20 protein-coding genes are annotated in these 24,900 nt (G+C 39.9%); 8 read left to right on the forward strand and 12 right to left on the reverse strand.

Annotation, left to right across the window (positions count from 1 at the left end):
* Nucleotides 1-464: 464 nt before the first annotated feature.
* The 5 genes from HXT23_RS03255 (at nt 465) to HXT23_RS03275 (ending at nt 5,989) form a co-directional block, all read left to right on the forward strand.
* The gene (locus HXT23_RS03255; RefSeq protein WP_004130435.1) at nt 465-1,748 is read left to right on the forward strand and encodes an enolase C-terminal domain-like protein; all 1,284 of its coding nucleotides are present in this window, start codon (nt 465-467) and stop codon (nt 1,746-1,748) included.
* Between the two features lie 126 nt (nt 1,749-1,874).
* Nucleotides 1,875-2,666: an SDR family oxidoreductase gene (locus tag HXT23_RS03260; protein WP_016635378.1), complete on the forward strand. Its 792-nt coding sequence runs from the start codon at nt 1,875-1,877 to the stop codon at nt 2,664-2,666.
* Between the two features lie 144 nt (nt 2,667-2,810).
* Nucleotides 2,811-4,097, forward strand: coding sequence for an MFS transporter (locus HXT23_RS03265; protein ID WP_016800651.1), 1,287 nt, complete (start codon nt 2,811-2,813; stop codon nt 4,095-4,097).
* Between the two features lie 66 nt (nt 4,098-4,163).
* Nucleotides 4,164-4,937 (forward strand): amidohydrolase family protein, encoded by a 774-nt coding sequence (locus HXT23_RS03270; protein ID WP_016800650.1) that lies wholly within the window; start codon nt 4,164-4,166, stop codon nt 4,935-4,937.
* 137 nt (nt 4,938-5,074) lie between these two features.
* On the forward strand, nt 5,075-5,989 hold the full coding sequence (locus HXT23_RS03275) for a dihydrodipicolinate synthase family protein (RefSeq protein ID WP_422112668.1): 915 nt from the start codon (nt 5,075-5,077) through the stop codon (nt 5,987-5,989).
* A 118-nt stretch (nt 5,990-6,107) separates the two neighbouring features.
* On the opposite strand, the gene thrS is transcribed toward HXT23_RS03275, so the two are convergent.
* The 5 genes from thrS to HXT23_RS03300 form a co-directional block, all read right to left on the reverse strand.
* Entirely contained in the window at nt 6,108-8,138 is a 2,031-nt protein-coding gene (thrS, locus tag HXT23_RS03280; RefSeq protein ID WP_101889358.1) for a threonine--tRNA ligase, read from the reverse strand.
* A 143-nt stretch (nt 8,139-8,281) separates the two neighbouring features.
* Nucleotides 8,282-9,181 carry a metal ABC transporter permease gene (locus HXT23_RS03285; protein ID WP_422112669.1) on the reverse strand — a complete coding sequence of 300 codons (900 nt, stop codon included), beginning with the start codon at nt 9,179-9,181 and terminating at the stop codon, nt 8,282-8,284.
* Between the two features lie 2 nt (nt 9,182-9,183).
* The gene (locus HXT23_RS03290) at nt 9,184-10,128 is read right to left on the reverse strand and encodes a metal ABC transporter permease (RefSeq protein ID WP_422112670.1); all 945 of its coding nucleotides are present in this window, start codon (nt 10,126-10,128) and stop codon (nt 9,184-9,186) included.
* Entirely contained in the window at nt 10,118-10,909 is a 792-nt protein-coding gene (locus tag HXT23_RS03295) for a metal ABC transporter ATP-binding protein (RefSeq protein ID WP_422113079.1), read from the reverse strand. The genes HXT23_RS03290 and HXT23_RS03295 overlap by 11 nt, the downstream gene beginning before the upstream one ends.
* A 106-nt stretch (nt 10,910-11,015) precedes the next feature.
* Complete coding sequence (locus HXT23_RS03300) at nt 11,016-12,200, reverse strand: metal ABC transporter solute-binding protein, Zn/Mn family (protein WP_016635370.1); 1,185 nt, start codon at nt 12,198-12,200, stop codon at nt 11,016-11,018.
* Nucleotides 12,201-12,584: 384 nt separating this feature from the next.
* Here HXT23_RS03300 and HXT23_RS03305 point away from each other — a divergent pair, with 384 nt between their 5' ends.
* From HXT23_RS03305 to HXT23_RS03315, 3 genes are all read left to right on the forward strand, one after another.
* On the forward strand, nt 12,585-13,595 hold the full coding sequence (locus HXT23_RS03305; RefSeq protein WP_422112671.1) for an ADP-dependent NAD(P)H-hydrate dehydratase: 1,011 nt from the start codon (nt 12,585-12,587) through the stop codon (nt 13,593-13,595).
* A 13-nt stretch (nt 13,596-13,608) separates the two neighbouring features.
* Complete coding sequence (locus HXT23_RS03310) at nt 13,609-14,289, forward strand: HAD family hydrolase (protein WP_422112672.1); 681 nt, start codon at nt 13,609-13,611, stop codon at nt 14,287-14,289.
* 207 nt (nt 14,290-14,496) lie between these two features.
* Nucleotides 14,497-15,429, forward strand: a complete 933-nt coding sequence (locus tag HXT23_RS03315) for a LysR family transcriptional regulator (RefSeq protein WP_016635366.1) — start codon at nt 14,497-14,499, stop codon at nt 15,427-15,429.
* Between the two features lie 460 nt (nt 15,430-15,889).
* On the opposite strand, the gene HXT23_RS03320 is transcribed toward HXT23_RS03315, so the two are convergent.
* The 7 genes from HXT23_RS03320 to cas3 form a co-directional block, all read right to left on the reverse strand.
* A complete protein-coding gene (locus tag HXT23_RS03320) occupies nt 15,890-16,102 on the reverse strand; it encodes a hypothetical protein (protein ID WP_422112673.1) in 213 nt (70 codons plus the stop codon).
* Nucleotides 16,103-16,658: 556 nt separating this feature from the next.
* On the reverse strand, nt 16,659-17,306 hold the full coding sequence (gene cas6e, locus HXT23_RS03325) for a type I-E CRISPR-associated protein Cas6/Cse3/CasE (RefSeq protein ID WP_422112674.1): 648 nt from the start codon (nt 17,304-17,306) through the stop codon (nt 16,659-16,661).
* Nucleotides 17,307-18,182 (reverse strand): type I-E CRISPR-associated protein Cas5/CasD, encoded by an 876-nt coding sequence (cas5e, locus tag HXT23_RS03330; protein ID WP_422112675.1) that lies wholly within the window; start codon nt 18,180-18,182, stop codon nt 17,307-17,309.
* 58 nt (nt 18,183-18,240) lie between these two features.
* Nucleotides 18,241-19,329, reverse strand: a complete 1,089-nt coding sequence (gene cas7e, locus HXT23_RS03335; protein ID WP_016838863.1) for a type I-E CRISPR-associated protein Cas7/Cse4/CasC — start codon at nt 19,327-19,329, stop codon at nt 18,241-18,243.
* Nucleotides 19,330-19,416: 87 nt separating this feature from the next.
* Nucleotides 19,417-20,031: a type I-E CRISPR-associated protein Cse2/CasB gene (gene casB / locus HXT23_RS03340; RefSeq protein WP_016838861.1), complete on the reverse strand. Its 615-nt coding sequence runs from the start codon at nt 20,029-20,031 to the stop codon at nt 19,417-19,419.
* Nucleotides 20,032-20,052: 21 nt separating this feature from the next.
* Complete coding sequence (locus HXT23_RS03345; protein ID WP_016838859.1) at nt 20,053-21,723, reverse strand: type I-E CRISPR-associated protein Cse1/CasA; 1,671 nt, start codon at nt 21,721-21,723, stop codon at nt 20,053-20,055.
* The gene (gene cas3, locus HXT23_RS03350; RefSeq protein WP_422112676.1) at nt 21,720-24,566 is read right to left on the reverse strand and encodes a CRISPR-associated helicase Cas3'; all 2,847 of its coding nucleotides are present in this window, start codon (nt 24,564-24,566) and stop codon (nt 21,720-21,722) included. The genes HXT23_RS03345 and cas3 overlap by 4 nt, the downstream gene beginning before the upstream one ends.
* Between the last annotated feature and the right edge of the window lie 334 nt (nt 24,567-24,900).

The following is a 24,900-nucleotide window of genomic DNA, read 5'->3' on the forward strand; positions in this document are numbered from 1 at the left end:
CGCATTTTCCATCTAAATCATTTTCTATCTAAATCACTAATCTTAAAGAAAAATTCGCATACATACTTAAGATTATCCGCAATAATACAAGCTGCCAGAAAAACTGAAAAATAGAATTATTGCTTGATTTATCAAGGTTATTACAGGTTCCATAATACACTATTTCGCATTTAACGCGCAAAAAATGCGAAAATTTCTTACGACACGCCGAATAATAAAATTATTTGCCCTTAGTCGCAAGCAAAACGCGGACTAAATGCGCGATTTTCCTTACTAAAAAGCTCAATTTTTCAATAATCAAAAAATCAAAAATATGACATTTATCACATTGCGTCATCGTAGAAATATTCGCAAAAATCGCTTTACGAAAATTTCTACTCATACTACAACATTTTTCCATTATTTTGATATAAAATTACAAATGTAGGTCACAACGATCTTAAAGCAAAGGAGCACAAATCGTTATGAGTACAATTACATCAGTAAAAACCTATGATTTTAGATTCCCTACGTCGCAAACGCTTTCTGGATCCGACGCAATGAACAAAGATCCAGATTATTCATCCGCATACGTAGAAATCAAAACAAGCCTAGACGATGGCATTAAAGGCGTTGGATTTGTATTTACAATTGGCCGCGGCAACGATGTTGTTTGCGCAGCAATCGACTCCATGTCTCAAGTGCTTATTGGCAGAAACGTAGAAGAATTACTAGACAACATGCGTCTTGCATGGGATCTTTTTGTTCACGACTCACAACTTCGCTGGCTAGGCCCAGAAAAAGGCGTAGAGCACATGGCAATTGGCGCTATTTTGAGCGCGTTGTGGGATATTAAAGCAAAGAGAGCTGGAAAGCCTTTGTGGCGCTTACTCGCCGAGATGGATCCAAAGGAATTAGTCTCTACGCTCGACTTCCGCTATATGACCGACGCGTTAAGGCCAGAAGAAGCAATCGAATTCTTGCAAGATGGTCAAAAAGGCAAGGAAGAGCGAATTGCAGACCTGCTTGTAAACGGCTACCCAGGCTACTCCACTGCCGCAGGCTGGCTCGGTTACAGCGATGAGAAAATGGTTGCAATCGCTAAGGAAGAATCGCAAGTTAAAGGCTTTAAGCAAATTAAGCTTAAGGTTGGTCAAAATGTAGACGACGATTTGAGAAGACTCGCACTTGCTCGCGAAGCAATTGGCCCAGACGTTCGCCTTGCAGTAGATGCAAACCAGGTTTGGGATGTTCCAACAGCAATCACTTGGATTAATCGCTTCCACGACTTCGACTTAGCTTGGGTAGAAGAGCCAACAAGCCCAGACGACGTTATTGGACACGCAACAATCGCCCGCGCAATCAACCCAATACCAGTTGCAACTGGTGAGCAAATGCAAAGCAGAATCATGTTTAAGCAATACTTGCAAGCAAACGCATTTGGAATCATGCAAATCGACGCAACTCGAGTTGCAGGTCCACAAGAAGTTGTTCTCGAATACTTGCTTGCGCGCAAGTTTAATAAGCCAGTTTGCCCTCACGCAGGCGGCGTTGGATTGTGCGAAGCCGTGTGCCACTTTGCAATGTTTGATTACGTTGCAGTTTCTGGCACAAAGGAAGGCCGCATGATTGAATACGTAGACAATCAGCACGAGCACTTTGTGCATCCAACACAAATCAAGAATGGTAATTATGTTGCACCAACTGCCCCAGGTAATGGCACTGAAATGACGCTGGAAACGGCTGAAAAGTACCTTTATCGCGGATAGTTATGCAATTGTGGCTAGCAGTTTACATTAAGCTGTTTATTTTAAATTGCTAGCCACTTTAAACAATCAAGATTCATAATTTAAGATTCAAAAAGCAAACCACATCATTTAACAAAGGAGTTCATTATGGATTTGCATTTGGAAGGCAAAGTTTTCATCGTAACAGGTGGATTCAAGGGCATTGGTAAGGGCATTACGCTTCAGCTTGCACAAGAGGGCGCAATTCCAGTAGTTATTAACCGCGCAGACCCTGCAGAAGAGACATTCCGCAAGGATATTGAGCAATATACAAAGAACTACGATGTTTATCTTCTCGACTTAAACGACACGGACGAGATTGCACCAATTATTGAAGAAACCTACAAGAAGTATGGTCATATTGACGGCATTGTAAATAACGCTGGTGTTAACGACAACAAGGATTTGGAATCCACTTCTTGGCGCGACTTCGAGAAGTCGATTCACGGAAACCTTACCCACTACTACGAGACTGTTCACGCTGCTGTAAAGTACTTAAAGGAAAGCCACGGCGCTGTTGTGAACATTTCTTCTAAGACTGCTCTAACCGGCCAGGGCAAGACCAGTGCCTACGCTGCTGCAAAGGGCGGAATCTTAGGCTTGACTCGCGAATGGGCTGCAGCACTTATTCATGACCGCGTGCGCGTAAACGCGATTGTTGTCTCCGAATGCTGGACCCCACTGTATGCCGATTGGATTAAGACCTTTGGCGACGAAGCAGCTCAGCAGGCTCGTTTGAAGGTTATTACCGACAAGATTCCTCTGGAGAACCGCATGACTACCACGGAAGAGATTGGAAACGAAGCTGCATTCCTGCTTTCGGATCGCTCTTCGCACACCACTGGTCAGTGGGTATTCGTTGATGGCGGCTACGTGCATCTTGATCGCGCTTTGTCTTAAATTCCAAACGCAAATTTAAGATTCGATGCAATTTAACTAGTCGATGGTGCGCAATGCAAAATGTGTGCTTGCGCACCATTGCACAAAATCATTTAAGAACTTAAAATCTTAAACTCTTTGAATTATTCTCACACTGGAGTGACGATGACTACAAAAGAAAACGACAACGTGGTTGTTAAGAATAACAAAAGTAGCTCAAAAACTATAATTGCCATTGTATTGGTAACATCTTTGTTCTTCGTATGGGGTTTGACCATGAATTTGGTCAATGCTCTTAATTCCCCATTTGGACATTACTTAAATCTAAATAACACAGAAGCAGCGCTGCTTCAGGTTGCATACTTTGGCGCATACTTTGTAATGGCTATTCCTGCAGGTTTAATCGCAAAGCGCTTTGGGTACAAGGGCGGCGTAATTAGCGGTCTTGCACTCTTTGCAATCGGCGCATTTGCTGTAATTCCTGCAACCGCTACAGCAAGCTATGTTATGTTCCTTATAGCAATGTTTATTATTGCTCTTGGTGCTGCAACTTTGGAAACAAACTGCAACCCATACATTACAAAGCTTGGCGACGAAAAGGGCGAATCCTTTAGAATCAACATGGCACAAAGCTTTAACGGCGTTGGCAGCATTGTTGGCCCGCTTATTCTTGGCAACATTATTGGTAAAACCGTTAAGCAAGGCGAACCAGGATTTGAATTTGCTAAGTCGAAGTTCCTTAGCGATACTCGCATGATTTACATTGTTATTGGCATTGTTCTTATTGCGGTTATTGCAATCTTCTTCTGCTTTAAGCTTCCTACACCTCCAGGAGATGTTGAGGCAGATCAAGAAAATAAGGGCGATTCTTCATTCTTGCATCTTGTTAAGAAGCCATACTTTACACTTGGCGTTATTGCAGAATTTGTATTTGTAGGCCTTCAGGTTGTTGGAATGGCAATGTTCTCATCGTTTGCTCTTAAGCATTGGGGTGCTGGAGTAACAACTGGTATTGCGGCGTCTATGCTTGCAATCGTTTCCTTAATGTTTACTCTTGGTCGCTTTATTACAACGCCTCTTATGACAAAGTTTGATAGCGATAAGATTCTTGGAATCTACATGGTTTTGAGCGCATTGCTAATGTTTGTTGCATTCCTTGGACTCGGCAAGATTTCTGTAGTGGCCTACATTATCTCCTACCTGTTTGTGTCTATTGGATTCCCAACCGTGTTCTCACTTACCTTAAAGGGAATTCATGGCTCTGCTGCAAAGACTGGCTCTTCCGCTTTGATTATGAGCGTTGTTGGCGCAGCTATAATCCCACTATTCCTTGGATTTGTACAAGATTTTGCTGGCATTGAGGTTGCAGTGCTGCTCACCGTTCCAGGATTCTTGTATGTAGCTTGGTACGCATTGTGGGGTTCCAAGATTGGTCTTGTAGAAGCTAAGTGATTTGCAAAGAACTACAAAGTCTTTATTAGAAAGACTTTAGAAAGACTTTAGAAAGGAAAATTTATTATGTCTCAACTTCGTATTTTAGATTCCCATTTTCATATTTGGGATCCAACAAAGCAAGTCTTGCCTTGGCTTGATGGTTTAGACAAGTTAAACCACACTTTTACTCTCGAGCAGCTAGAAAAAGAGTATGCAGATTTGGGAGTTGACTTCCTTGGCGGCGTATACGTTGAGGTTGATGCTGCAGACCACGAGCTAGAAGATAGGCTTATTGGAGAAAATCCTAATCCTAAGATTCTTGCTAAAATGCTTAGAGTTACGTTGGATCCGTTTATGCGCGTACCAATTAACGCAACTGGTATTCGCGAGCCACTTCATATTCCAAGCGAGCCACGCGGACGCTGCCTAGAGCCTTCGTTTATTGGTGGCCTTAAGGCAATGGCAAAGAAGGGCATGCCTTTTGAGCTTTGCAATCGTGGCGAAGAACTTGGCGATATGGCTAAAGCTTTTGAGCAAGTTCCAGAAGTGACTGTTGTTCTAAACCATTTGGGCAATGTTCCAGGATTAGACGAGGATTCCTGCGCTGCTTTGCGTGCGTTTGCAAAGCTTCCACACAGCTATATTAAGATTTCTGGAGATAATCCAGTAAATCCAGATATTGTTAAGTTTGTAAAAGACACATTTAGCCCTGATCGCCTACTCTTTAGCTCTAATTGGCCAGTTGTTAAGTTGAATTCTTCGCTTAAGCAGCATCTTGACTTAATGGTTGAGCTTTTCGGCGACGACGAAGATTTCTTTATGAATAATGCAAAGAAGGCGTATGGTATTAAACTGTAATTAATTAAGTTATTTGAATAGTCGATTTTAATAGTCGATTTTAGTAATCATTGCTTATGGGGTGTAAGATTTTGCCAGTTAAAGTCTTATGCCCCATAATTAAATACACAAAATAATTAAATAAAAGGACGAATTTTATGACTACTTCTAATAGCGCAAAGCTCGACTTGCATGCTTTTAAGGGCGTTTTTTGCCCATCAATAACTGTAAGCAAAGATGACGGAAGCATTGACTACGACTTATGGGCAAAGCACTTAGACCATCTGATTGATGCTGGGATTAATGGCATATTGATTTTTGGCAGCATTGGCGAGTTCTACGCATATCCGCTTAGCGTAAAAAAGGAAGCTGCTAAGTTTGCTATTGAGCACGTTAATCACAGAGTTCCAGTTCTTATAGGCGTTGGAAACACAAATCTTAACGAAGTACTTGACTTTACTAAGTTTGCGCAAAATTGCGGAGCAGACGCTGTTGTAGCTGTGTCTCCATACTACTTTGGACCAACTACACAAACCGCAGAACGCTACTTTGGCGCAATTGCGAGCGCAACTAGCTTGCCTGTTATTCTATACAACTTCCCTGCTCGAACTGGCAGCGATTTAACACCAAGCTTAGTTGCAAGTCTTGCTGAAAAATACCCGAATATTGTTGGTATTAAAGATACGGTAGATACTATAAGCCATACTCGCGCAATGATTGAAGAAACTAGACGCGTAAACCCAGATTTTGTTGTTTTCTCTGGTTTTGACGAGTACTACACTCCTAACAGGATTGCTGGAGGAAATGGCGTGATTTGTGGACTTACTAATGTAGAGCCAGAAACTTTTGCAGCTTTGCATAAAGCGTATGAGACTGGCGACTTTGCGCATCTTATTGAATGTGCTAAAAGAATCAGCCACTTGATGGCAGTTTACAACACTACTGACTTGTTTATTTCTGCGATTAAAGCTGCTGTAAATCTTAAGGGATTGCCGATTAGCACGCTTGTTCGCGAGCCTGCAAGTCAAGTTAATAGCGAGCAAGTCGAAGCAATTCGCGCTCTGCTTAAGTAACTAAGTCACTCGCAATAAATCAAGAATAAAAAGAATAAACCCGCACAACGTTAAGAAGTGCGGGTTTGTTTTGTGTTGACTTACGTTGATTTATGCTACGTAAGTTGCATCGCGAATGCTACTTTGTGTAGCGCTCGAAATCTTCTGCAGTATTCACCTGAACGCGCTGCTTAATAATGGACAAAATCCACTCTTTAGCTTGTTCAACTGGAACGCCGTTCAATTGGCTGCCATCGCGGAAGCGGAAGCTCACAGCATTGTTGTTCACATCCTCTTCGCCAGCAATCAAAGTGAAAGGCACCTTAGACTTAGAAGCGTTACGAATCTTCTTGCCAAAACGATCGTCAGAACTGTCCATCTCGCAACGAACCATATTCTCTTCCAAATCGCTAATAAACTTTTGCAAGTGCGGAGCGAACTCGTCTGCAACAGGAACGCCAGTCACCTGGACTGGAGCCAACCATGCTGGGAACGCGCCTGCATAATGCTCAAGCAAAATAGCAAAGAAGCGCTCAATAGAGCCAAAGAGTGCGCGGTGAATCATCACAGGGCGCTGGTGACTACCGTCAGCTGCAATGTACTCCAACTTAAAGCGCTCAGGCAAGTTGAAGTCGAGCTGAATAGTAGAAACCTGCCAAGTGCGGCCGATTGCATCGCGAGCTTGCACAGAAATCTTAGGTCCATAGAATGCAGCTCCACCTGGATCGTCCACGAGTTCCAAACCAGACTCTTTAGCAACCTCTGCCAAAGTGTTTGTTGCTTCTTCCCAAATCTCGTCGGAACCAACGAACTTGTGCTCATCCTTAGTGGAAAGCTCCAAGTAGAAGTCGTTCAAACCGAAGTCTTTAAGAAGACCAAGTACAAAGTTAAGCAAGCTCTTTAGCTCATCGCGCATTTGCTCGCGAGTGCAGTAAATGTGCGAATCATCTTGAGTCAATCCACGCACGCGAGTTAAGCCATGCACAACGCCAGACTTTTCGTAGCGATACACAGTACCAAACTCAAACAAGCGCAAAGGAAGCTCACGATAAGAACGCTGACGAGACTTGAAGATCAAGTTATGCATTGGGCAGTTCATTGGCTTCAAGTAGTAGTCAGCACCCTGGCGAGTTACGTTACCGTTTTCGTCGCGCTCTTCGTCAAGCTTCATTGGAGGATACATGCCATCCTTGTACCACTGCAAGTGGCCAGAAGTCTCATACAAGCCGCCCTTAGTAATGTGCGGAGTTTGCACAAAGCTGTAATGATGCTTTCTGTGCTGCTCACGGGAATAATCTTCCATTGCGTTAATAATCGCAGCACCCTTTGGATGGAACACTGCCAAGCCTGGACCAATCTCGTCTGGGAATGAGAACAAATCCATCTCTTGACCAAGCTTACGATGATCGCGCTTAGCAGCCTCTTCCATGCGACTTGTGTAAGCCTTAAGCTCTTCCTTGCTAGGCCATGCAGTTCCGTAAATGCGCTGAAGCATAGGATTATGCTCCGAACCGCGCCAGTAAGCTGCAGCTACACGCTCAAGCTTAAAAGCCTTAATATAACGCGTATTTGGCAAATGAGGTCCGCGGCACAAATCGCTCCAGACCTTGTTGCCTTCGCGATCCAAATTGTCGTACATGCTAAGCTCGTGCTTGCTAATTTCGCCAGCAGCCGCAGGATCAAGAGCCGCTTCCTTATCTCCAATCAACTCCAACTTATAAGGTTGATTTGCTTCTTCTTCGCGCGCTTCATCTTCTGTTACAACGCGGCGGCGGAAGCTTTGAGACTCTTTAATAATGCGCTGCATATGCTTTTCGATTTGCTTCAAATCGTCTGGCGTAAATGGAGTATCAACATCGAAATCATAGTAGAAGCCGTCTTTAATTACAGGACCTACGCCCAACTTTGCGTCTGGTCGAATTTCTTGAACAGCTTGAGCCATCACGTGAGTAGCGGAATGACGCATGATTGCGATGCCATCTTCACTATCAAGTGCTACTGATTCCACGGTATCGCCGTTATGAAGAGGCGTGTACAAATCACGCAACTCGCCATTTAAACGCACGGCAATAATATTCTTATCTTCCGCGAAAAGTTCAACGCCAGTGAAGCTTGCATCCACCTCCTTGCGTTCCTCGTTTACAGTGATGGAGATGGTATTTTCAGCCATAATTGTCCTTTTCTATCGGGGTCTTGCGTTACTAATGTGCAGACCTGGACTTGTGTGGCGTCGATAAACTTACGCGATTAAAACATAATAAAACGCGCAAAAAACGACGTCAATCGCACGCATTTTTCACGCGCAATTCTCTGTTACTCTAGAACAACAGAGCGACTTTTTAAATACGATTTTTTGCAAAAACCAGAATAAATCTCATGTATTTTCAAAAAGATGCTTTCACTAAGCTTTACAACTAAAAAGAAGCATCCAGCGCAAATCGATATAGTTCCACCAGCAGAAAGTCTTAAAATCACAGCTAAGGCAAGTCCTAAAAGCGCTATAAAAATAGAAGACAATACGCACGCAAACACAAATTTGTTAATCGAACGCATTCTGCTCTTTAGTGCTGCTGCAGGAGCTGCGATTAAAGATACCGAAACAACAGTTCCAACAGCTGGAATAATTACCGAAACTGTAATGATTATTAGCGCAAGAACAATTCCTTGCATTAATCCGCTTCTGCCGCCTAAAGCTTTGTAATTAGTGGAATCAAAAGAGCAATGAATCAAATTAGCACTATTAAAACTCCACAATCCTAGTGCAAGAGCAAATGCAATAATCGCAAAAATCACGTCTGCAGGAGTGCAATTAAGCAAAGATCCTGTTAAAAAACCCTCAATTCGCAATGGAAGCGGAGCAAACCACTTGTTCAAAAAGTAGCCGCTAGCAAAACCAACAGTAAGAGTTATTCCAGCAGAAGCTTGAGAAGATATACCCTTTAGTTTAGAAAGAACATGCATCATAAAAGACAAAACAATACAAGCCAAAGCAGCGCCGATAAAAAGACCAATAGACAAAACGTTCTGGTCAATCGTATAAACAGATGTGACTACAACTCCGATTACAGCTCCTGGAAAAGCAGCGTGAGTTATAGACTCGGTGAAGAAAATACGCTGATTAAGCAAAGCCAAAGATCCAACAAAACCGCATAATGCTCCAACAGCGATTGCCTCTACAATAGGAAGAGCGATAATTTGCCAAATACTTACCATTATTACTTTCCACCAGCCTCTATTGCGCTAGACTTTTTCTTTTTAGAAAACTTTTTAGAAAACACTAGTGCGCATGTAACTCTGTATAAGAATCTTAAAATCAAAACGACTACGAACATTGCGCAAATACTTAGTGCCACTGCAGCTTGCGGAGAAACTGGATGATCAAGCTCCAAGTTCATAGCGTACATGCCTAATAAAACGCCAAAAATACCAACAGCAACTCCAACAGCCACCATGCGCCCAACAGTGCGCGCAACCAATCTTGCGCTAGCTCCAGGAATAACAAGGTATCCAATAACAAGAAGTACACCAACAGCCGAAGATGCAGAGACTACAACAGACGCAATTGCAACGTTTAGCACAATATCTACAAGTAAAGTATTAACACCCATTAAAGGAGCACTAGCGCGGTCAAACGCAACAACAATCTGCTTCTTCCAAGTTAGCGCAAGCAATGCGATTGCAAATAAACAAATAAGCATGGCTTGAGTCATTCTATCGTCTGTAACATCTAGCAAGCGTCCAAACATAAGTGCTTCAAGCTGGCCAGACATATCTCCCTTTTTAAGAGATATTACGATTCCAAGCGCAAAAAATGTTGTTAAAACTGTTGCAATTATTGACTCGTTGATTTTTTGAGACCTAGATGCCCACACAAGAGCTGCGACCAGAAAAATTGCGCAAATCGAAGCTCCTGGAATGATTTGCCCAATTCCTCCATACAATGCTCCGACTACGATTCCAGGAAAAATCCCGTGAACCAAAGCCTCCGCATTAAACTCGGCGCATCTTAAGTTAACAAACACACCAACTATTCCGCTAGCAACCGCAAGAACAATAAGAAGGCAGAAAGGCCTAAAAATGTAGGGAGCGGATGCAATAAAGTCAAATCCTGGTATAGGCTCGAGGATTTTGCGCAAAGACTCAACCAATTCAGCTAGCATTGGATTCGTCTCCTAATGCAGAATCTAACGAAGCATTTAACGAATCATTTAGCGAATCATCTTTGTTTGCTAATTGATTCAAAGTAAGACCCGCACTTGCAGCTGGCATACTTCCACCATAAGCCAAAGATATGTTTTCTTTAGTCATGACTTTTCTAAGAGGCCCAAAAGCCACTTGACGACCAGCCAAAAGCAAGGCTTTTTCGCAAATCGCGTCCGCGATTACCAAGTCGTGAGTAGACACAATAAACGAAATCCCCTCTTCTTTAGCGGACTTCATAATGTTTAGCAACTCTTTTCGATTCGGCTCGTCTAATCCGTTAAAAGGCTCGTCTAAAAGAATCAACGTAGGTCGCGCAACAATAGCACGTGCAAGCAATATTCGCTGACGCTGACCGCCAGAAAGATCGCCAAATCTAACATCTGCTCTGTCTAGCAAACCAACATGATTAAGAGCGCTCTCAACAGCTTTTTTCTGGCTTTTTTTAAGCAAACCGAGGAATCCAGTTTGCCTACTTAAGCCCATTGCTACAACTTGACGAGCGGTGATTGGAAAAGTCAAATCCAAATCAACTTGTTGAGGAACATAGCCTATTGAAACCGTTTTTGGCATTGTTAAGCTTCCACTGCTCACTCGCACAATACCAATAATCGCCTGCAAAAACGTTGTTTTTCCAGAACCATTAGGCCCAATCAAAGCTAAAGCCTGCCCAGCTTCTACACTTCCGTTAAGACCAGTAACAACAGTTTTATAACCGTACGCTAAGTCGCAATCTTTCATTGCGAGAACGCTCTTATTCACTATAAATTAGCCTTCTTTTAACTACTTTTGTAACTACTTTTGTAGTGATTTATGATTTTCCGCCACTTCTGTAGCTACATATTAACTACTTTTTTAGCGCATCTTTTACAGATTCTGGAAGGTCTGGAATTTTGCCATCCCAAGCCTTAACAAGAGTCTGAACGTTGTGAACAATAGAACCAATATATGTCTCGCCAGCAGATCCAACAGGGCCAAGAGAATCGCCGTAAAGCGCATCGTCTCCAATAATCGCCTTTACGCCTGCAGCAGCAGCAACGGCCTTAATCGACTTGGAATTGTTGGAATTTTCGGCGAAGATTGCCACGGCACCAGACTTTTTAACAGCTTCTGCAGCTTCCTTAATATGGTCTGCGGTTGCGTCTTGCTGGCTGTTAAAGTCAGAAAGCGCTGCACCAATAAACTTAACGTTGTAATCGCGCGAGAAGTATCCAAATGCGTCGTGCGAAGTAAAGAGTACGCGATGTTCCTTTGGCACACTGTTCAAAGCACTAGTTGCCCAAGAGTCCAAATCAGTAAGCGACTTAACGAACTTCTCAACATGCTCGTCGAAGATTGACTTGCTTTCTGGAAGAGCCTTCCCAAGGAAGTTACCAATATTCTTGACTTGAATCATAGTGTTCTTTGTGCTGGTCCAAATATGTGGATCATACTGGAATTCTGGCTCCTTCTCGCCTTCTTCTGGTGGGAATGGCCATTTTTCGGCGTGAACCTTTTCAATACCGCGGTCAATCTTGTAAGGAAGATTCTTTTCTTTAGCAGCTTGCGCCTTTGAATCCTTGATTTCATCTGCTGTAAGAATGCCAGAAGTTACACCCATTGTGCCCTTAAATCCAGTTGCTTTTACAGCCTGATCTAAGAAGTGCTCAAGGTCTACTCCAGAAACAAGCATTAAATCTGCTTTAGAAAGCGCCTTGGATTGTGCTGGAGTCATCTCGTGCTCGTGAGCAGATGCGTTTGGAGCAAGCAAGCAAGTGAGGTTGATTGTTGACTTTGCTTTGTCTAAAGGCGCGCCAATCACAGACTTTTTGCCTTGAGAATCGGTTTTATTAAGGCTTAATCCAGATTTTGCATCTGCAGTGGATGCGATTTGAGTTACGTAATCGCAGATTTGCGTGGTTGTTGCAACTACGTTTACTTGATTGCCGTTAGTCTTTTGATCTGCTGTCTTAGCTGTTGATCCACATGCGCACAAGCCAACAGTTAGCAAAGCGGCGGTGGCTGCAGTGGCAAAAATTCGTGCAGTTTTCACTATTTTCCTTTCCGGAATCTATGAATTCACATTATTGAAATTCACATTATTGCGATTTTTCTTGTGTTTTCCTAAGCACTTTAACTTGTGCTATCTTTTTTAATCTTGTAATTAGGAAAGATTATCGTTAGCAATAACGCTTTAAGCATAGAAAAAATAAAAAGATTGGTCAATAAAATCACAAAAATTATCGAGATTTTTTATAAAACAGCGTGTCGTGATTTTTTTGTTTGATATAATTGCGATTTTTCTGGCGATCTTCTTGCGATTTGCCAATAAATGATGTATAGGAACGCAAAATTGTCACTACCATCAAGCAATAATCGCACATAATCAACAATCACGCATAATCAACAATCGCATATATTCACTAGAATCGTAAGTATGACTCCACTTCTAAACACAGCCAGTATAGATGTAAAAGATGCTAGCAAATGCTTAAAAAAACCAAACGAATCAAGCAATAAGTACTCTAGAGGCGTTCTTGGATTAGTAACAGGATCAAACGCATACCCAGGAGCGGCCGTTTTAAGCACAAAATCAGCAGCATACAGCAATATTGGCATGGTTCGCTACGCGGGGCCATTTAGAGCGCAAAATCTTGTTTTACAAGCAGTTCCAGAAGCCGTTGTTTCAGACTGCCTGCAAGGAAAAGTCAACGCTATAACCGTTGGGTCTGGAATCCCAGATTATGAGCATTGCAATGATGATTCAACAAAATCGCAACGAGACTATATTTTAGACTTGCTTAAACCATATAGCGCGCATAGCGCACATAGTGCAGAAAATCAAGAAAACACAAACCTACCACCCGTATGCGTAGACGCTGGAGCGCTTGATTTATTGCCTAAAAAAGTTTGTGAAAAAGTTGTTTTAACTCCTCATGCTTTAGAATTAAGCAAGCTATTAAAACGTTATAACCTTGATTTTAGCGCGGAAAATATTGCAAAAAATCCTGTAGAATTCGCTCAAAAAGCGGCAAATCTTACTGGAGCAACTGTTCTTCTTAAAGGGTCCACCACTGTTGTTGCATCTGCAGAAAGTTTGAACTTGCCAATATTTACTTGCAAATATGGCCCATCTTGGCTTGCGACCGCTGGGTCTGGAGATGTTCTTGCGGGTATTTTAGGCGCACTTCTTGCGCAGAATAATTGCGAACTAAATCAAAGTGCAAACTACGCATTAATCGCTGCTAGCGCGGCTATGATTCATGGATTGGCCGCAAAGTTGGCTGCAAAGTCGTACGCAAAGTTAGACGCAAAGTCGTATGCAAAAAGTGTTTACACTAATTGCGCAAATTACGAAAATCGCGAAAATATTGAGCATCCAATAGTCGCAAGCGATATTATTGATGCATTGCCTTACACTCTTGGATTTTTAATGAATCTTGATTAGTGAAAGAAGAAAAATGACAAGCGAAAATATCAACGCAAATAAAAATATCAACACAGAATCTGTTGAAATTCATGACGTAATGTTCGATTATTGCAAGGTTTTGCTCGAGTGGAATTGCAGAAATTGCTTGCAAAAACAGTTCCCAGATTTGGTAGACACAATTTGCCCTAATGGCACTTTTGGAAAAGACGATTTGGCTGGATTCTATGAGTTTGAAGATCGTATGGACGGCGGCGAACTATTAAAAGACCTTTTGCCAGAATATGAGAGGCGATTTGGCAAGGATCTTAGCAACGCTTTTCAATGGTATTGCGCACACTACGATCAAGTTCTTACACGCATGATGCCTGGAATGGTTGATTTATTGCACGATTTGCGCAAAGCTGGCTACGGCGTTTGGGGATTGACTAACTGGTCTAAAGAAACTTTCCCACTAGCATTGCGTAAATTCCCAGAATTGAACACACTTTTACAGGGTACGGTTATTTCTGGCGTTGAAAAATTGCATAAGCCACAGCCCGAGATTTTTGAGCTTGCTATGAGCAGATTTGGGTTAAAACCGCAAACAACTGTTTTCTTCGACGATAAGCCAGTAAATATCGATGGCGCGCATAACGTTGGAATGCATGGGTTTGTTTTTACTACAGCGCAAAAAGCTAGAGAGGATTTGGCATCGCTGGGCGTTAGATTATAGGCGTTGGATTATAGGCGTTAGATTATAGGCGTTAGATTATAGGCGTTAGATTATAGGCGTTAGATTGTAAGCGTTAGATTGTAAGCGCTAAGCCACAGTCGCAAGATTATAGGCGTTAGTTTATAGTTGTTATAGTTGTAATAGTTGGAAATAGTCAAGTATAAAAAATAGTCAAGTATAAATCCCAAAATCGGAAGGCTCTTAATAATGACGCTGCTGCAATTAAAGTACATTGTGAAAATCGTAGAGTGCGGATCTATGAACGAAGCTTCGCACGAACTTTATGTTTCACAACCAGCGTTAAGCTCTTCCGTAAAAGAGCTAGAGCGAGAGCTTGGAATTGAGATTTTTACAAGGTCTTCTCAAGGAATTGCGTTAACGGTTGACGGAGCTGAGTTTTTAACATACGCACGCCAAGTTTTAGACCAAGCAGATTTGCTAGAAGAGCGATACAACAGCACTAAGCCTAGAAAACAGCTTTGCAGCGTTGCCACCCAGCACTACATGTTTGCTGTTGAGGCTTTTGTAGACATGATTCGCAGCATAGATTCTAACGAGTACGAGTTTTCACTAAGGGAGACTCGCACAAAGAACATTATTAATCAAGTGACTTCAATGCGCGCAGACCTTGGTTTGCTTTATCTTTCCGACTACAACAAAGACGTTATTGGAAAAATGCTTCGAGAAAAGCATCTTGAGTTTCATCCGCTTTTCCGCGCTAATTTGCACGTTTTTATTTCTAGGAATAATCCGCTCGCAAATCGCAAGAAGCTTACTTTGGAGGATTTGCGACCATATCCGTTTATTCAGTACGAACAGGGAGAAGACGGGAGTTTCTTCTTTACAGAGGAAGCGGTTTGGCCTCAACATCCGCCTAAAAAGATTAATGTTACAGACCGCGCAACCATTTTGAACTTTATTATTGGCCTTAATGGTTTTACGATTTGCACTGGAATCGACAATGGCGACTTGAATAACGAGAAAATCGTGACCATTCCGCTGGATTGCGAAGAAACCATGCTTGTTGGGTGGATTAAGAATGAGCGCACAAATCTTTCTCCTGCAGCGCTTGCATATCTTTCTCAACTCGAATCTGTGCTAATTAAACACGGGTATCAAGTTATAAATAGAGCTAAATAGATAAATGCGTGTGAATGGCGTCAAGTGCACCTCCGGGATTTGAACTCTTGAATCATAGCACGCGTATGCGGAAATACTGTAAATGGTAAGGTTGCGGCACGCGTGGTAAGGGATCACCCCCGCGTATGCGGGAAAGACACAGATTTTGCAATTAGCCCTTATTTTGGGTTAGGATCACCCCCGCGTATGCAGGAAAGACGTGTTTATCATACCCCTTAATACTTTCATCGTAGGATCACCCCCGCGCATGCGGGAAAGACACATATGATAGAATCGAATTGAGAGCTGGGGCTCCCCTTACCCTTAATCTCGTAACGAGTTGGTTTGGGGGAATGACCAGCTCTTTTGTAATAGTTAATTTAGGGGTTATAGACCAAAATTTATTTTTTATTCGTCTAATGGATCAACTTTACGCGGCAACCCCAAATCGTCTGCTATATCGTCATGTATATCGCCGCACTCATAAGGCTCTAGCATTATATGCTTCGATTAACAACTCTTTAGGTGCACTCTTGTGCATCCATGCTTCTACTAAATAATAATCAATTGCAATAGACGGTTCGCCTGCTCGAATAGCACTATTGGCTGCTTCTTTCCAAGTTTCATCCATGTATGGTTCAGCATAAGGCCGAAGTTTCTCAGCCATGTCATAACAAAGTTTCATAATATCCATTAGCTTTTCACACATCTCTTATCTTCCACATCATTATATGCAGTAACAATACGCTAACCTTTTTCTTTTTTGATAAACGCACTTCTAGGATAGCATCAGCGTATGTGGGAAAGCCTGCCAGTTGGTGTTGCTGACTTCGTGTTTTGACGAAGTCAGCCCTCGCTTGCGTTGAAAGCACACTGTGCTTTCAACTTTGAGCAAGCTCGGCGCTCCAAGATGCTTTCGCGCGCACTGTGCTGCGCTCAAGCAGGTTGTCCCGCCCCGCGTATGAGGGAAAGACTGATGTAGTGACGTGATATACGTTTTTATCGGAGGATCACCCCCGCGTATGCGGGAAAGACTCACACGAATTTACAATTTCTGTGTCAATATCAGGATCACCCCCGCGCATGCGGGAAAGACTGTGCGTCTCCAGCGCTCATACCGCCGCAACCAGGATCACCCCCGCGCATGCGGGAAAGACGCATCTCACGCCTCCTAGCACACTACAGGGCAGGGATCACCCCCGCGCATGCGGGAAAGACACTTAAAGATCCCAATAAATAGCATGATTTATTTAATTGTCTAAAGGAATTACTGTCATCATTCCAAAGCCATACGCTTTCTTTTTCCCAAATCCTTCTATCAGTGTTTTACGCATAATATCTGCGTCACTAATTGTTAAAATACCTTGATAAACAGCTTTACTTAATCGAATAGGTTTTTCTGACTTTGTAAATAAGCTATATCCGCGTTCAACAATAGCGAATTCATTTTCGTTCAACGAAAAACCTAATTTTTGTGCACGATTAAGCAAAAAATTCATCTGCTGATCATAAGTAACATGTGGTACTACCCTACCTCTCGTAGTGCGAGTTTCAGAAGTATCAGAAATAGCAACAACAGGATTAAGAGTTACTCTAAATTGCATTTTCATACCATTTGTTAATGAACTCAAAAACTTATCATAATTCTTACTTGACGCCGTTCCTATAACACCATACATCTCTAGACGTTGCAAATCTGGTTCAGAATCACTCACTATAAGCAGGTAATGCTTTCCATGCAGAACATCAACTCTCCATAGTTTTCGGCTTCTTTCATGATTTTCCCATTCGCCAGGGAAACTTTGCTCAACCCAATTATGGAAAGCTCCTACAGATTTAAGATCTCTCAATGATGAGGGATTTTTATAATCAATTTCAACTCTACTCAAATAAGACATTTAAGACTCCAATCCAGAAAAAGCATCATGCTCAGCAATAAAATCTCCAGTAGATTTCACATGCTTACTATCTGATGAAATACCTTCCAAATCCGAATTATTGTGAAGAATTCTCTTAATAGGTATCTCCATTTTTGACTCGTAACGGAATCCGAATTTTCTTTCCTTGTTAGAGAAAGAATTAACGAAATCCTTGCGCAATCTACGAACTGATTCCTGAATTCTATAAGTAGTATTATCGTCTTTAACTAATTCTGATGCAGCTTTATCTACTAAATCAGAATCAGCGTATAAGGATATAAATACTTCATTGCATGATTCATTAGAAGACTCTGATGCTTCAGATAGTTTAGAAGCATTAAATCTTTTTTTAGACCACTTGTTTGCAAGCCACTCATGCGTTAATAGAGCCTGAATTACTCCACAATCTTCTACTCCTAGAATAAAGTCAGCAGTAGGAGGCAATGATTTTCTGCCTAAACTAGATTGGAAATACGGCGAGCGCAAAGCATTGCTAATATCATAAATAAGTTGCTCATTGTTAGATCCTATTGCAACTAGGAATATAGCATCTTCTAGATAGTAACGATTTGTAACGTAATTTTTTTCAAAGTCACCGTTAGGCTTATATTTTGCAGCAATATGATAATCTCTAAGCAAATTTCCTTGCTGATCTATTCGTACTGCAAAATCTAAATCATTAAGCTTTGCAATCTCTTCATCACAATCTGCGCTTCTTCTATATCCAAAAGCTGCAGCAATCATACCTACTACCGCACTTTTAGATGGATAGTAGTCTGTGTGACGAGTCTCAAAATGCGAATCTGTACCCCATGATTGCAACGGTCCAGAAAACTTCAGTAATAAACTTTTCATAAGCTTCCTAACTGTTAAACACTAAATATCAACTAATAAGTGTTATTTATTAAGGAATTTACTGAAGCAATTCTGAGACTTTAGAAGAAAAATCATCCAATAATTGCTGCATACTTTGCTCTTCCACTCCTAATTTAATCTCCTCATTTGAAGAATCCATTGTCACATAGAATGATGCAAGTGGCTTATGGACGAATTTTTGAACTTTTTCATATTCTTGAGATAGTTTCTCAATAGATTTTGAAACATATCCATCTTTAGATTTTACTGGATCTTCAAATGCACTAACTAAGTTTACTGGCCTGTCATCTCTTAAAGTTACTACAAGCATTTGCGGCAAAGTTTGATTCGCAAAAGTATTTGCTTTTCCAGTAGGCATAGCATTAGCGAAAGCTTCAATAAAAAGCTTAAGAGCATTAATTGTAGATTCTTTGTTATCACTCAACTGATGACTAAATTCATGTACTGCAACATTTGCATAACGATACAGCGTTGAAGAATTATATTCTATTGTGCCCAGCATTCCAGCTCCAGCATTATCATCCGCAGATAAATCATCTACAGCAGTATAGTAATCAAATTCAGCACGAACAGCGTGAGTGGAAATTGCGTGAGCAACTTGAGAAGAAGCATCTTCATTAAGAGATCGATTGTCTGCAAGCATGCGACCGAATAGCGCAATATCAATAGGTGGATTATCTTTCAAAATTTCTTCCAGCTGCTTCTTGTCCTTAATATTGTTGACTGCTGCTTGCGCTAGAGAATTCGCTTGATTTTCACCTAAGAAAAATAGAACATTTACTACAGGAGTTATTTTACCCTTATCTGTTTTAGTTTTAATACCAGCATTATTTAACGTTTTATTTGCTAAATCTAATGCTTCTTGTTCAGATAATTCTGGTTTTAACGTAATGATTTTATCAGCAACGTATTTAACAATATTTTTGCTTCGCATTCCAACATTGGAATCTCCGCTGTGTTCTTTGAAATATTCGCGCATTGAGTGCTTCCAACATTGGGAACTTACTCTAGCTCTAGTTACACCGCCATATTGAGCAGTTTTCGGACTACCAGCATCATCACGATTAATATTGCATGGAGGAACACTTTGGATTGCTTGAATATCTAAGAATAAACGAGAGTTCATTGTTTTGCCTTTCTAAATTTTAGTTAATTGTTTAAATTGTTTAATAACACTGTTTTTAAAATATTTTTATTGCATTAAGAAGTATTGCTACTTGGTGAAGCGATAATATTCTTGCGCCCAGGAAAGTCTTACTTTTTCTGAATCTTCAAACTGAAGCAAATACAAATCTCGCGCAAGTTTAGAATAATCAATTGCTTGCTTATTTTCTTTCATTCTACTTTTTAGCAATCGGACTAATTGACGAAGATAGTAGTAAAAACTCTCATAATCGCTTGCAGTAATCATAACACTAAAGCGCCTATCCATCGCTCCACGCACACCTTCGTCACTTCTTAGTGCTCTTAAAGCTGTTCCCATATTGTTATAAGATTTTTCATTTTCTGGATCTTCAGATTTATTCAAATCTTTATAACTTGATTTTTCTACACCACCTTGTTCATACAACGCGTATATTTGCAAAGTGTTTATAACAGCTCGCATTTGATAGCTAACTTCACCATATTTATCTATGAAGCTTTCTGGCACATTGTTTAATATCCACGGCCATATTTCTACAGACTGACTTAATGGCTTACCAATTGTGTGACGCAGTTGAGCAAGCATAGCTCTATATGACGAAGTATCTGCAATTTCTATAAACTGATTGATAATTTTTCTAACAGCATTAGATACTTCAACAGATTTGCTTTGATTTTCAGCCATAATATCCTCCTTTCTATGTCTTTATTTTTTTGATAATTTTTTTAATCGACTAGTAAAAATGCTGTAAGCTGTAACTATATTTTTTGTAGATTCTTTCTCACTTTGCACAACAGGCCTACCTGTAAAATCGCGCAATGTAGCATTTTCCAACATGCCTTTTGCTTCATTGATGAGTATATTATGCAAAGTATTTCTCCATTGAGCACAACGCTCATTCATTGAATCTTTTGGTTTAATATTTGCTAACCATTGCCTAAACGGTTGATCGACTAAGAAATAAACATGACTAATACACTTACCAGCATATTTAGTTGCATCATCTTTATTTCTATTACGTATTTCACATATGTCTAGAAGAAATTGCCTGTAAATAAATCCTATGGCAGATCTTGTATACTCGACTTCATTGTTAATTCTGCCCACCCATCCATTGTCAGAATTATCAGTTACTACAACTTCATCAATATGCAGAGTATCGCATATTTCATCTGTAGGAACCCAAGATGTAGCATTACCATCATCTTTCATACTCACAGCCTGTAATGAAATAGAAGAACCTTCAATATCTTTACTAATTTTGTTTAACCATTCCATAATTCCAGGTTTGTGATTTTTTAGGATCCCATCATCTGATTCTTGCAATGTAAGTAACCCAAATGATCTCCACATAGATTCTTCTACTTTATGCTTCCTTGGAGTGTATTTGTCCTTGTTTTCCCGTTCCTTGTTGTACTGCCATACTGTCATTGGCTCAATAAAAGCATCTTTATGATTAATATCAGGGAGTTTTACTATAGAAACCGATATTGGATTTTCAATGCTAATATCAGGATTTATATATATTGCTCTACTCCATCTAGTGTAAAGCTGAGAAATATTGTCAATAAATGTTTCATAAAACGAATTTTCAATATTTTCCGCTCCAGAATACTCCCAACACGGTTTTTGTCTCTTCTCAGGAGATTGCATTTCACCAACAAGCACGCAGTTGAGCATAAGAGTTTCAAATAGGTTTTCGCCTTCTACGTAAATGCCACCAAGATCAAAAAGCCACCCTTTAGAAGCTTTATATTTTTCAGTACCAAACATGGTCTTATCTGCTAATCCAACATATGACTGTAAGGTAATAATCCATCTTGCTAATTGCGCTTCACTAAGTGACGATTTGTTATTATCAACATTATCTTTTGGAGAAAATACAGCTACTTTATTGTTACTTTCAGAAATCAATCGATTTATATTTTTACCAGATATCTCACTAGGAGATTTACCGCCAAGCTTTTTACTATCAATATCTTGTTTAAGTACTTGGAAAAATGGATATTTGTCATCAAAAAGGTAAAAACGATCATGCCATTGTTCTAAATATTTGAAAACTGCGTCTGGAAACTCTTTTGAATTCCAAAATTCGCGCCAAATATTCATTGTTTCTTTATTGAAATAATATTCATTATCTTCATTTGAATCAAATTCACGAGAATTTCCTTGAATATCGTACCTAGAAAAAACAGTATGAAGTACAGCGAGCAAAATACGAAGCAATACAAAATCTTGAGTTTTCATATCTCCCGCAAGAGCTTTATATTCTGATGCATGCTTAAACACATCTGTAATTGATACGAGCTTATTGTGGCCTTTTTCGTCTACAATGACGGAAATCCAAGGCTCATCTAATAAATTAAATCTGCTCACCTTCTTAATTCCTTTCTGTCTTCTTCCGAACTATTAATACATACAATACCACTTTTTTCAGAATAAACAACTCTGTATTTCGATAATTCGCAAATATTATTTTCATCGAATAAAAGCACCAAAGAACCTCGCAACCAAGGCTGATTATCCCAATTTTTGAATTGATTTTGTTTTCGTATTCTTTCCAGTTCTGCAATTGTTTCATCAACACGATTGCTGTTTAATGTAAACATCCACGGCAATCCTACTGTTTCTTGAGCAAGTTTCATTGCAACTTCTGAATCATCAATATTTTGTGAAATATCTTCACAATCATGGAAAGTTCCATAGCCAGATCCAACTTTTTTCACAGCAATAACTTCTATAGATTCGCCGCTATTACGAACTTGAGCACATGCAAATTCATCAGATTCATTCGTAATTGGATTCTCCAACAGGCCGACAATAGATCTTTTACCGATTTTTGATTTTGGATTTTCGATTCTATATGTTTTTGCAGCACTTTCATTACTATTTCTTACTGAATCATGTTCTCTTTTTGCAACAGCATACACATCTTTCAAATCTTCTTGCAACCCTAAAGGATTATCGCCATAAACTATTTGCACTAATCGAGAAATATCTTGAGGCATGTTTATAACATCTGGCAAATAGTATTGAGTTCTCATAAGTAAATATTTGCTGTAAATAGACTCTGAACCTTTATCAAATTCATAACACTCACTGGTTCCCAACACATATAAAATTGGCTCTGTGAAAGTTTCTGGGCGTTCTATCGTATGCCTGTGTAATCTGCCAGCACGTTGAAGTAATAAATCTATAGGAGCAAGATCAGTAAACAAAATATCAAAATCAATATCAAGTGACTGCTCTAATACTTGCGTACCGATAATTATTGCACGAGTAGGTCTATGAGCATTCTTGCCAATCATATTGCAAATCTGTTGTTCTTTTCTAACTCTATCTGTAGCAATAAATTGCGAATGAATAACTATAACTTCGTCATCACTAAATTCATCAACGCACGCATTATAAATTTCTTGAGCTCTTTTAACGGTGTTTACTATAATCCCAGCAATGCCGCCATTATTTAACAAAGATTTAAGCTCACTAACAAGTGATTCGTGTAATCTATCGTCTGTTATTTTTCTTACAGAAACAGATTTATTTTCACTAGCATCATTTTCAATAAATTTTTGTTTTACACAGTTTTTATCACTGTACGTAATTAAAGGATAATTATTTGTTTCAAAATCAACATTAGATTTATCACATTCTCTCCAACTAAATCCAAATAACCCACACATATAGGCTTTTATAAGTTCTTTTCTACGCTTGGCTGGTAAAGTAGCAGAAAGTAACACTACGGGAACACCGTATGCTGCCATCCAAATAAGAGATTCTTCAAGATACTTATTCATATAAGCGTCATAAGCGTGCACTTCGTCAATAATTACAACTTTTTTACTTAAACCCAAATGACGAAGCATAAGATGTTTCTGCTTTAGCGAAGCTAACAAAAATTGATCTACTGTACCAACTACAAAATCATCCAACATTGCGGTTTTTCGCCCAGTAAACCAATCATTAAGTATTACTCCATTATTATTTACATCATTATTACTAGATCTACTCTCAGAACCATCATTCATATTTTGCATTCCATGCGGTAAATGCGCATAATCTGCATTCAGTTCAGCTTTACCATGAACTAAACGTAAACCAATTTCACCCTGAAAATCACGATTCACGCTTTTAAGCCAATCCTCAACTCTCCTAAACATTCCGTTAGAAGTTGCTTGAGTAGGAAGACCGAAGAATACTCCGCTTCTTCCGGTTAGATTTGCTAATTGCTCAGCGGCAATCAAAGAAGCTTCTGTTTTTCCTGAACCCATTGCAGATTCAAGAATAAAAATTCCAGGCTCTTTGCAATGAGAAATGACATCGTGCAACACTGTCTGAATGCTATTCGGCAAGAAGCCAAAACGATGTTTGTATATTTGCAAAACATTGCTACAACAATTTAATGATTCCCATACGTCTTTAGAACCATGTTGTAACCACTTTTCCCAGCCTTTTCTATATCTTTCTTCCTGGTTTTCTATTAAATCTTTCTCTATTGGAATAAGCGGAAAATAGTGTTCATTGCTTGCAATCCAATCAGCCATAATTACTAATCCACACAACAAAACTTGTGCTGGCTCACTTATTTCTGGAAGATCATCTACATTAGAAAAATCATTTCTTTCTAAAGCCCAAACCAAAATATCATTCTGCAATTTTTTCCATAATTTACTATTCTCACTTTCAGTTTCACTTTGATAGTAATGGTCAGAATACGCAGATTCGTTATTTTTATAAACAAAATCATTATCTAAAGGCTTACCGTGATGAGCACCAACGATTGCACAAATTCCTTCAGGAACTCCAGCATTAGAAAGAATAGCTTGACCAGTTATAGTGTGATGGCTACTCGAGCAATCTTCTGCCTTTTTAATAAAATCATCGATATTTGTAAAACCAACAGTAGCTAACTTATTTTTTAACGCAATATCTAAATCTTCTGAATTTGAATACGATTTTCGAAACTGAAAAACTGGAGTAGCTTTACCAATATCATGTATGCATCCTAAAAATTGAGATAACTTTTTTGCATCAACATGTTTACTTAATGAGGCTTCAATCAATCTTCGCTGACCATCACTAAGCCAATGATCCCATAATTGACCAATAACATTTCCAGTATCTTCAAGGTGTTGAGCAAGAGGAAGCCATTGCATTACTCCATTAACTTCTCTCTTTTTACCCCATAATGCAGGATTAACAATATGATTACATCTCATACCTACTATCCCCTTAATCTACAATGATTACTAAATAATGGTAAATATACTCTTAATAAAAGTTTTAAGGAAGATTGTATCGAATATTTATTTATAATTATCTGAGCTTCAAACATATTACATGCATTTGAAGCTCAGATAATTGCCTCGCCAATGCGAGAAAGACGATAGAACACGAAACACAGAAGGATCACACCCGCGCATGCGGGAAAGACTATCAAAAGCGATTATACATCAACAACATTGTTATTGTGGTTCTTGTACTGGTTATTCGGATTAGGGGTTATAGGTCAAAAGAGGCTTAGGACAAAATTCTGTACAAAATGGAAGGAGT

Origin of the sequence: Gardnerella sp. DNF00257 (genome assembly GCF_049262745.1) — a bacterium.
Lineage (GTDB): Bacteria > Actinomycetota > Actinomycetes > Actinomycetales > Bifidobacteriaceae > Bifidobacterium > Bifidobacterium piotii.

Bases quoted from the DNA above. Each gene is read 5' to 3' on its own strand.
- HXT23_RS03255 (WP_004130435.1), top strand. From the start codon at position 465: ATGAGTACAATTACATCAGTAAAAACCTATGATTTTAGATTCCCTACG.
- HXT23_RS03260 (WP_016635378.1), top strand. From the start codon at position 1,875: ATGGATTTGCATTTGGAAGGCAAAGTTTTCATCGTAACAGGTGGATTC.
- HXT23_RS03265 (WP_016800651.1), top strand. From the start codon at position 2,811: ATGACTACAAAAGAAAACGACAACGTGGTTGTTAAGAATAACAAAAGT.
- HXT23_RS03270 (WP_016800650.1), top strand. From the start codon at position 4,164: ATGTCTCAACTTCGTATTTTAGATTCCCATTTTCATATTTGGGATCCA.
- HXT23_RS03275 (WP_422112668.1), top strand. From the start codon at position 5,075: ATGACTACTTCTAATAGCGCAAAGCTCGACTTGCATGCTTTTAAGGGC.
- thrS (WP_101889358.1), bottom strand. From the start codon at position 8,138: ATGGCTGAAAATACCATCTCCATCACTGTAAACGAGGAACGCAAGGAG.
- HXT23_RS03285 (WP_422112669.1), bottom strand. From the start codon at position 9,181: ATGGTAAGTATTTGGCAAATTATCGCTCTTCCTATTGTAGAGGCAATC.
- HXT23_RS03290 (WP_422112670.1), bottom strand. From the start codon at position 10,128: ATGCTAGCTGAATTGGTTGAGTCTTTGCGCAAAATCCTCGAGCCTATA.
- HXT23_RS03295 (WP_422113079.1), bottom strand. From the start codon at position 10,909: ATGAAAGATTGCGACTTAGCGTACGGTTATAAAACTGTTGTTACTGGT.
- HXT23_RS03305 (WP_422112671.1), top strand. From the start codon at position 12,585: ATGACTCCACTTCTAAACACAGCCAGTATAGATGTAAAAGATGCTAGC.
- HXT23_RS03310 (WP_422112672.1), top strand. From the start codon at position 13,609: ATGACAAGCGAAAATATCAACGCAAATAAAAATATCAACACAGAATCT.
- HXT23_RS03315 (WP_016635366.1), top strand. From the start codon at position 14,497: ATGACGCTGCTGCAATTAAAGTACATTGTGAAAATCGTAGAGTGCGGA.
- HXT23_RS03320 (WP_422112673.1), bottom strand. From the start codon at position 16,102: ATGGATATTATGAAACTTTGTTATGACATGGCTGAGAAACTTCGGCCT.
- cas6e (WP_422112674.1), bottom strand. From the start codon at position 17,306: ATGTCTTATTTGAGTAGAGTTGAAATTGATTATAAAAATCCCTCATCA.
- cas5e (WP_422112675.1), bottom strand. From the start codon at position 18,182: ATGAAAAGTTTATTACTGAAGTTTTCTGGACCGTTGCAATCATGGGGT.
- cas7e (WP_016838863.1), bottom strand. From the start codon at position 19,329: ATGAACTCTCGTTTATTCTTAGATATTCAAGCAATCCAAAGTGTTCCT.
- casB (WP_016838861.1), bottom strand. From the start codon at position 20,031: ATGGCTGAAAATCAAAGCAAATCTGTTGAAGTATCTAATGCTGTTAGA.
- cas3 (WP_422112676.1), bottom strand. From the start codon at position 24,566: ATGAGATGTAATCATATTGTTAATCCTGCATTATGGGGTAAAAAGAGA.